Below are 7,724 nucleotides of genomic sequence, written 5' to 3' on the forward strand. Positions count from 1 at the left end.
TGATCGCGCGCTCGATCCGCTCTATGCGTCGCGCTTCAGCACGTTCCGCGGCCTCTACGACGCGCTGCAACCCGTCATGGCACAGATTGCGGCAGAGGCCGCCCCGACGAATAAAAATGTCCCCTTGCAACCGACTTCTCCGATCGAGGCAACATGACAACAACTGACGCCGCCATTTCTGCCGGCACGCGGGTCGCCGGCATCGTCTTCGATCTCGACGGCACGCTCGTCGATACCGCGCCGGACATCACGAGCGCCGTCAATCGCATGCTTGCGACGCGCGGCTTGCCGCCGCAAGAGGTTCACTTCGTCGAACAGTTCATTGGCGAAGGGTCGTATGGCCTGATCGACAAGCTTTATAAAGGTCTTGGACTGACGCTAGACCAGGCGCGAGTCGCCGCTGATGTCGAGACCTATCTCACCCTCTACAAGCAGCATCCGGTCGAATATTCGACGGTGTACCAGGACGCGCTGCACGCCATTCCCGCGCTTCATGCAGCGGGTATTGCGCTCGGCGTGTGCACGAACAAGGCGCAATTCCTGGCCGAAGCCGTGCTGAAGCATTTCGATCTTGAACGCTACTTCACGTCGATCGTCGGCGGCGATACCTTGCCCGAACGCAAGCCGCACCCGCAGCATTTGCTGACCACGCTGGAGCGCATGAACGTCGCGCCGGATCGGGCGCTTTACATCGGCGATACGACCATCGACGCGCAATGCGCGCGCGATGCCCACGTGCGGTGTTTCATTGTCGACTGGGGAACCGGGCCGGCGGTGAACGTGCCTGCTGCGTCGAGGCTCGCCGCGTTTGTCGACCTGCTTGCCATCAGCGCCGCGTCCGCTGGCGCGATCGTCCGGGAGCCCAATGAGAAATGACCTCTTGCGCCGGATCGCGCTGGAACGTCCCGAACTGACGGGCGCGAGTTCGCGCATAGCCGACGTGCTGCTGAGCTCGCCCGAAGCCGTGCTCAAGATGAGCATGGCGGAGTTGTCGCTGGCGGCGCAAACGAGTGACCCGACGGTCGTGCGTTTTTTTCGCAGGCTCGATTGCGCCGATTACCAGGACTTTAAGGTGCAGCTCGGCCAGGGGCTGATTCCGCAAGCGCCGTTCGAATACGAGTCGATCACTGACGCCGATACCCCTGAAAGCGTCTGCAGCAAGATCATCACGAACTCCCTGCATGCAATCCAGCGCTTCAACTCGGATGTGCAGGCAGCGGCCATCGACGAAGCGGCGAGCCGTCTTATCGATGCAAAGGGGATCTTTCTCTTCGGCCTCGGCATCTCCGAAACCATTGCGTTCGATGCCGAGCACAAGTTCTTTCGGCTGGGGCTTCATTGCCGCGTGGTGCTTGATTCGCAGAAGCAATTGCTGCTTGCGCCTACGTTGCGAAACGATGAAGTCGCCGTGTTCTTCTCGCATTCCGGATCGACCAAGGCGCTCGTGATGGCCGCGGGCATGGCGCGCCGCAACGGCGCCGTCACCATTGCCATTTGCGCGCCCGGATCGCGTCTTGCGCAGACCTGCGACCTCGCCATCGGCGTGCCTGCTTACGAGAACACCGAGCTCTACACGCCGCTCACCGCGCGCATCAACCATTTGCTGGTGGTCAACATGCTCGTTGCAATGCTCGGCCTGCGCCAGGGCCGCAAGCTACCCGATAACCTCGCGGCGCTCGACCCGTGGTTCACCGACAAATTCATGGATTGATTGATAAAGGAGACACATATGGGCACGCATATCGAACCGGGTTACGCAACGATGAAACCGGCATCGGCACAGGACGAAGCGAAACTGGCTTCGGGCATCAAGGCGATCGATCATTATTTGCGTCCGGGCATGAAGGTCGGGCTTGGCTCGGGCACGACATCGCACTGGTTCGTGCGGGCGCTGGCTGCGCGCGTCGAACGGGGCTTCGAGGTCGTGGGCGTGCCAACATCGAATGCAACACGTGAACTCGCGCTTGAACTCGGCGTGCCGTTGACGGATCTCGGCACGATCGATCAACTCGATGTCACCATTGACGGCGCCGATGAAATCGATCATCAGGGCAGCATGATCAAGGGGGGCGGCGCGTGCCTGCTGTGGGAGAAGATCGTGGCGGCGGCATCGAAGAAGATGGTCGCCGTCGTGGACGATAAAAAAGTCTTCGAGCGCCTCGGCCGCTTTCCATTGCCTATCGAAGTGATCCCGTTCGGATGGCAAAGCACGGAACGCCTGCTGCGCGAATTGTTCGTCAGCGCCGGTTTCGATAAAAGCGTGCGCATCACCACGCGCATGAAAAACGGCGAACGTCTCCTGACCGACAGCGGCAACCTGATCCTCGATTGCCACCTCGAAGCCATCGCCGATCCGATCTCGCTGGCGCCGCGCTTCAACGCCATTCCCGGCGTGGTCGAGAACGGTTTGTTCGTGGGTATCGCAAGCGAGATGATCGTCGGCCATGCCGATGGCAGCGCCGAAGTCGTCGTTGTCCGGGCACTGCCATGACCTCGGCCACGGAAAACACGCTCGACGCATTCAAGCTCGACGGCAAGCTCTGCGTGGTGACGGGCGGCGCGCAGGGGATCGGCTTTGCGATCGCCAACGGTCTGCGCGATGCCGGCGCGCATCTCGTGATCGCGGATCTGGACGCAGAACGTGGACAGGCCGCCGCGGATAAAGTCGGCGGCATGTTCGTGCAAATGGACGTGACGAACTCCGCTTCCGTCGATGACGCATTCAACAAGGTCGTCGCCCGGTACGGCACGCTCGATGTACTGGTGAACAACGCGGGCATCGTGCGCAATACCTCCGCGCTCGATACCGATGACCATGCGTGGCGCACCGTCATGGCCGTCAACCTGGACGGGGTATTCTATTGCTGCCGCAGCGCCGCGCGGTTCATGACGGAAAAGCGTGCGGGGAGTATCGTGAACGTGGCGAGCATGAGCGGGTCGATTGCAAACAAGCCGCAGCCCCAGGCGTCTTACAACGCGTCGAAGGCAGGCGTGATTCATCTCACGCGTTCGCTCGCCGCCGAATGGGCGCCGTTTGGCGTGCGGGTCAATTCCATCTCGCCGGGGTATGTGGCGACCGAGCTGACCAAGCGCGGACTCGAAAACGAAGCGTGGCGCGATGCATGGATCGACGGCACACCGCTTGCGCGGCTCGCAAAGCCTGAGGAGATTGCGCCGGGCGTGATCTTCCTGGCATCGAATGCGAGCGCTTTCATGACAGGATCGGATCTCGTGATGGATGGCGGATATACGATCTGGTAGGCGTCAAAATCAATGGAGACAGAAATGGCGGCACAAGAAGCGGTTCACGCGCTGCGCGAGGCTTTGGGTTCGCAAGTGGTGCAATTGCCGGAGGAGTTCGGGGACCGGCGCGTGGTGGACTGGAGCGGACTGCCGGGCGGCGTGCCGCTTGCGGTGATCCGTCCGCGCGATACCGCAGAGGTCGCAAAAGCGCTGCATATCTGCTCGGAACATGGACAGCCGGTCGTGACGCAAGGCGGACTGACCGGGCTCGTGGGCGGCGCCAACGTGCAGGGCGGGGAAGTCGCGATCAGCCTCGACCGCATGAACAAGATCGTTGAAATCGATCCGGTTTCCAGCACGATGACCGTGGAGGCCGGCACGCCGCTGCAGGTCGTGCAGGAAGCCGCGACGGCTGCGGGGTTCTATTTTCCGCTGGATCTGGGCGCGCGGGGCAGTTGTTCCATCGGCGGGAATCTGGCGACGAACGCCGGTGGAAATCGCGTGATCAAGTACGGCATGATGCGCGATCAGGTTCTGGGGCTTGAAGCCGTGCTCGCAAGCGGCAAGGTGATCGGCGGCCTCAACAAGATGATCAAGGACAACAGCGGCTACGATTTGCGGCATCTGTTGATCGGCAGTGAAGGCACGCTTGCCATCATTACCCGTGCGGTTTTGAGACTGCGTCCGAAGCCGACTGCAACGGCCACGGCATGGTGCGGACTGCCGTCATACGAGGCCGTCACCACGCTGCTCTCGCGCGCTCAGGCACGGCTGGCGCCGGGGGTATCGGCGTTCGAAGTCATGTGGAAGGGGTACTACGACGCGGTGCTCGCCAACCTCGACACACTGCGCGCGCCGCTCGGTGAAGCGCATCCGTTCTATGTCCTGCTTGAGAGCGTCGGGACCGATCCGGTGCGCCACGCGGATGCCTTCGAAGAGTTCCTGGGCGAGATGCTGGAGGCGGGCGTGGTGAGCGACGCGGCGCTGGCATCGTCGGATTCGCAGGCTCTCGCGTTCTGGGCGATCCGCGATGCGCCGGGCGAATACCAGCGCTTCATTCCGAACCACGCGGCCTACGATGTCAGCTTTTCGATAGCGCAAGTCGGCGAGGCGGCGCAGCGCTGCGATGTGCGCTTGCGCGAACGCTGGCCTGACGCGACCGTGATGATCTACGGGCATCTCGGTGACGGCAACATTCATGTCGTGGTCGACGTGCCGGGCATGGGCAAGCACGATCACGATGAAATCGACGACGTCATCTACGATGTCACACGCGATTTCCACGGATCGATATCGGCGGAACACGGGATCGGCACGAAGAAAAAACATTTCCTGCACTTCACGCGTTCGGACAACGATATCGAGTCGATGCGCGCGATCAAGGCCGCGCTGGATCCGCACGGACTGCTGAATCCGGGGAAGGTTTTTTAGGGTAGCGCTTGTGGAGCGCAAAAGCGTAGTGTTGCAAGACGTCGTGCGCTGCGTTTCTCACGTTTCGCATTCAATGTCCTTTCTCTCTGCTGGAACGTATCCGCAGTTCTCTGTTTTGGGTTACCCGTAGGTGACGGCATGTACCCACAAATGCTTCAGGGTTCTTATGCTTAAAAGATGAAAAAGAACATCGGCGAGCACGGCGCATTGCACGCCGTGCCTTCGTAAATGCAAGCAGGTCAGCCGCTCAGAGCAGCACTGCCTGTTGCAGCATTTCCAGCGCCTTGGCTTCGTCGAGAAGACCGGCCCGCGCCTTGCCCGCCAACGTCTTGAGCAGCGCTTCGGCTATCGGTTGAATGCCCTGCAGATGATCAAGGCGCGTGGTCGATGCTGGTGCCGGTTGCATCGGAGGAACGTCGACCGCCAATTCGGCCTGCACCGGCTCGTTGACCGGTTCGGCAGGCGTTACGTGTTGTACGCGTGCGGTATGCTTCGCCTCGTCGTGTTCTCCGGCGGAGCGACGCAACGGCAGCAGCAACGCCGTCACCGATGCCGGAATTTCCGCCGCCGTGCGCGCCACATCCAGCCAGCCCGCTGGCAATCCGAGCCGTTCGGTGAAGCGGTTGGCCTCGTTGTCGTCAAGGCGTTTCTGGCCGTGCAGCCGATGCGCCATGTTCGATCCGCTCAACTCCATCAGCGCGCTCAGCCGCGCTTTCGATCCATTGCGCGATGTCAGCACATGAAGATTCGCGCGGCGGATCTTTTCGACCGAAGCGTCCTCGGCCGGCAGCAACGACTGTTGAAGGCCGGGCTTCGAGGGCGCCTGTGTTTTCTTGGGCGATGGGTTCATTGCGGGCTTCTCCGCAACTTTCCCGGCCTGCGCGTGAACAGGGTTCTTCTTCCGCATTTCTGCTTCCTTGGGCAAGTGCTCGCTCGATGTGTTTTCCGCATTGGCCTGCATGAAATCCAGCGGCGACTTCAACCGCGTGACGATCTCCGGGGCAAGCACAGGGTTCGGCTGATCGAAAAAACCATCGGGCAGACCAAGCGTTGTTTCGATATGAAAAGCAGTCTCGGGCGTGAACCCGACGCCGTTCACGAGTTCAGCCACGCGCGTGAGATTCGAGTCGAGGCCCAGCGCAATATTCTCGGCGCCGACGGCATCGACCAGCAACTTGAATGACCGCGTCTTGAAGATGGACGCGGTAACCTGCGCGTTTGCGGCATCGCGAGACGGCTGACCTTTCGCGAAGGGTTTGTTTTCGTGGCGGGACGTCGTTTTCGAAGGGCGGCGCGGTTGACGTGGACCGTTCTCTCGAGATCCCGAGTTTCGGCCATGCGCTTGACTCATGAGGTAAGGCTCTCCACCATAGATTCTGATCAGAGCCGGCATTATAGGCGAGGGCCGATCGCGCTCCGCCTGATCGGTGCTTTGTTTTCGATTCGATTCAGTCTTCATCGTTGTGTTGCGTGGCGCCTCAACACTGCTGAAATTCCGGGTAAGAATTTCAGACTAGCTTAATGACCGCTTCCAAATTTAGTATCCGGAGCGTATATGTTGCGCGTCGCTTTTTCAGCGGCCCCGAGGGTAGAGAGGCTCGGGGCTTAAAGCTTCGAAGCTCGGTGCCGTAAACACGGCATGGGCCGAGCCTCGATATGGCGAGCAGCCTTGAGGTTTGCGCCGGGTCAAATAAAAAAAAGGACATTTCAATGCGTGGGGCCCAGGGATCCGTCCGGCAATTGCCGCTCGCGCGCGTAAGCACGGCTGTCGGGACCTTCGCGATGCTCAGGCGCTCGGCGTGCGCGTTGATGTTGGGCGTCTGTTCAGTATTGACGCAACCGGCGCTGGCTGCCGGAAATGTCCTCCGGGTGCTGGCGTGGCCAGGTTACGCGGACAGCGACATCGTCAAGGATTTCGAGTCGCGTTATCACGCCAAAGTGGAAGTCACGCTGATCGATTCGGACGAGTCGCTGCACGACAGAATGCAAGCGGGCGCTGCGCCCCAATTCGATGTCTTCGCCGCCAACACCGCGGAGATCGAACGATACTCGCGCGAAAACCTGCTGGCGCCGCTCGATCTCGCAAGTATTCCCAACACGAAGCGGCAATTACCGCGCTTTCGCGATTTGGCATCCATTGGCGGTTTGATCCGCGATGGCAACGTGTACGCGATCCCGTTCACCTATTCGTCGATGGGACTCATCTACGATCGCAAGCAGATTCCCGTCGCGCCGCGCTCCATGAACGAGTTGTGGAACCCCCGTTATCGCGGCAAGGTGCTCGATTTCAACAGCGGCCAGCATAACTATTCTTTCGCGGCACTGGCGCTGGGGTATGCCGATCCCTTCCAGCTCAATGCATCGCAAATGCGGACCATTACTCGCAAGCTGATCGATCTGCGCCGCAATCTGCTCGCTTATTACACGCTGCCGGAAGAGGCGGCTGCGGTTTTTATCGAACACAAGGCGGCGTTGATGTTCGGCAACTACGGGACGCAGCAGGTCGCGATGCTGCGTCGCGCGGGCGCGGATGTGGGTTACGTCATTCCCGACGAAGGCGCGCTCGCCTGGCTGGATTGCTGGGCGATGACGAAGTCGGCGGCCAATCAGCCGCTCGCGCTCGCATGGATCAACTACATGCTCGAGCCGCACGTGAGCGAACAGCTCACGCAGCGCCAGGGACTCGCCAACACCTTGAACGCGGACCCGGAAAGCAGCGAACACGCGCATATTGTTTGGATCGAACCGGTCGAGGACGGCCGGCGGCGCGAAGCGCTATGGAGCCGGATTGTCTCGGGCGACCGGCCGGAGCGATTTTGATGTGGCGCCCCGGGCTGACGTTCAAGCTGTCGGTCCTGCTGGCGTGCATCGGCGTGCTTACGTCGGGCGCGACGGGTTACTACGCGTATCGCGCGAACCGCACGTTGCTCGTGAGGGAAGCCGGGCGCAGCCTGATGACATCGACGGAACTGCTTGCGCGGCGCTCATCGGTTGCCATCGACGATATCGCCGCCGACGCGCAGGTGCTCGCTTCGCTGCCGTCATCGGCA

At 61.1% G+C, this 7,724-nt stretch carries 7 protein-coding genes and 1 pseudogene; 7 read left to right on the top strand and 1 reads right to left on the bottom strand.

All coding sequences use genetic code 11. The features are described 5' to 3' along the window. Positions 1–153 precede the first annotated feature (153 nt). From ACRXB1_RS25075 to ACRXB1_RS25095, 5 genes are read left to right on the top strand one after another with little or no spacing between them, the layout of a single operon-like run. Positions 154–876: an HAD-IA family hydrolase gene (locus ACRXB1_RS25075; protein WP_449493571.1), complete on the top strand. Its 723-nt coding sequence runs from the start codon at positions 154–156 to the stop codon at positions 874–876. Then, entirely contained in the window at positions 866–1,711 is an 846-nt protein-coding gene (locus ACRXB1_RS25080; protein WP_062001605.1) for a MurR/RpiR family transcriptional regulator, read from the top strand. The genes ACRXB1_RS25075 and ACRXB1_RS25080 overlap by 11 nt, the downstream gene beginning before the upstream one ends. A gap of 18 nt (positions 1,712–1,729) precedes the next feature. Then, complete coding sequence (gene rpiA, locus ACRXB1_RS25085; RefSeq protein WP_375508430.1) at positions 1,730–2,491, top strand: ribose-5-phosphate isomerase RpiA; 762 nt, start codon at positions 1,730–1,732, stop codon at positions 2,489–2,491. Beyond that, positions 2,488–3,261 carry an SDR family oxidoreductase gene (locus ACRXB1_RS25090; protein WP_449493572.1) on the top strand — a complete coding sequence of 258 codons (774 nt, stop codon included), beginning with the start codon at positions 2,488–2,490 and terminating at the stop codon, positions 3,259–3,261. The genes rpiA and ACRXB1_RS25090 overlap by 4 nt, the downstream gene beginning before the upstream one ends. 24 nt (positions 3,262–3,285) lie before the next feature. Then, on the top strand, positions 3,286–4,674 hold the full coding sequence (locus tag ACRXB1_RS25095; RefSeq protein ID WP_449493573.1) for an FAD-binding oxidoreductase: 1,389 nt from the start codon (positions 3,286–3,288) through the stop codon (positions 4,672–4,674). Positions 4,675–4,921: 247 nt separating this feature from the next. On the opposite strand, the gene ACRXB1_RS25100 is transcribed toward ACRXB1_RS25095, so the two are convergent. Further along, positions 4,922–6,025, bottom strand: a complete 1,104-nt coding sequence (locus ACRXB1_RS25100) for a hypothetical protein (RefSeq protein WP_449493574.1) — start codon at positions 6,023–6,025, stop codon at positions 4,922–4,924. A gap of 431 nt (positions 6,026–6,456) precedes the next feature. On the opposite strand from ACRXB1_RS25100, the gene ACRXB1_RS25105 reads away from it, so the two are divergent. Continuing rightward, positions 6,457–7,494 (top strand): ABC transporter substrate-binding protein, encoded by a 1,038-nt coding sequence (locus ACRXB1_RS25105; RefSeq protein ID WP_449493575.1) that lies wholly within the window; start codon positions 6,457–6,459, stop codon positions 7,492–7,494. After that, positions 7,494–7,724, top strand: a pseudogene (locus ACRXB1_RS25110) (deoxyuridine 5'-triphosphate nucleotidohydrolase); the annotation flags it as partial. The gene ACRXB1_RS25105 and the pseudogene ACRXB1_RS25110, both read left to right, overlap by 1 nt.

The sequence above is a fragment of the Caballeronia sp. M23-90 genome (assembly GCF_053574605.1).

Coding starts and splice junctions, on each gene's coding strand:
- ACRXB1_RS25075 (WP_449493571.1), top strand. CDS start 154: ATGACAACAACTGACGCCGCCATTTCTGCCGGCACGCGGGTCGCCGGC.
- ACRXB1_RS25080 (WP_062001605.1), top strand. CDS start 866: ATGAGAAATGACCTCTTGCGCCGGATCGCGCTGGAACGTCCCGAACTG.
- rpiA (WP_375508430.1), top strand. CDS start 1,730: ATGGGCACGCATATCGAACCGGGTTACGCAACGATGAAACCGGCATCG.
- ACRXB1_RS25090 (WP_449493572.1), top strand. CDS start 2,488: ATGACCTCGGCCACGGAAAACACGCTCGACGCATTCAAGCTCGACGGC.
- ACRXB1_RS25095 (WP_449493573.1), top strand. CDS start 3,286: ATGGCGGCACAAGAAGCGGTTCACGCGCTGCGCGAGGCTTTGGGTTCG.
- ACRXB1_RS25100 (WP_449493574.1), bottom strand. CDS start 6,025: ATGAGTCAAGCGCATGGCCGAAACTCGGGATCTCGAGAGAACGGTCCA.
- ACRXB1_RS25105 (WP_449493575.1), top strand. CDS start 6,457: ATGCTCAGGCGCTCGGCGTGCGCGTTGATGTTGGGCGTCTGTTCAGTA.